1 protein-coding gene is annotated in these 341 nt (G+C 41.6%); it reads left to right on the top strand.

Annotation, left to right across the window (positions count from 1 at the left end):
• Positions 1–341 (top strand): IS200/IS605 family transposase (gene tnpA, locus PH256_RS15220; protein WP_270914833.1); only part of this gene is annotated, 341 nt, incomplete at both ends.

Genomic DNA, 341 nt, shown 5'->3' with positions numbered 1-341 from the left:
AAGGTGATTTACGGGAAATTAAGAAAAGATATTGGAAAAATCCTGAGGATGCTTTGTGATTACAAGCATGTGGAAATCATTGAGGGGCATGCAATGCCAGACCACATTCATATGCTCGTATCGATTCCGCCGAAATTGGCGGTAGCAGATTTTATGGGATACTTGAAAGGCAAGAGTACGTTGATGATTTTTGAGAGGCATGCGAATCTAAAGTACAAATATGGAAGGAGAGTGTTTTGGGCAAAAGGGTACTATGTAAATACGGTTGGAGGAAATGAGGCAAAGATCCGCAAGTACATCCAAGAACAGGAAATGCAAGATCAGATGAGCGATCAGCTGAG

Source organism: Allofournierella sp. CML151, assembly GCF_027853465.1.
GTDB lineage: Bacteria > Bacillota > Clostridia > Oscillospirales > Ruminococcaceae > Allofournierella.
The sequence above is the reverse complement of the archived record's forward strand: the minus strand, read 5'-3'. Positions and strand labels throughout refer to the sequence as shown.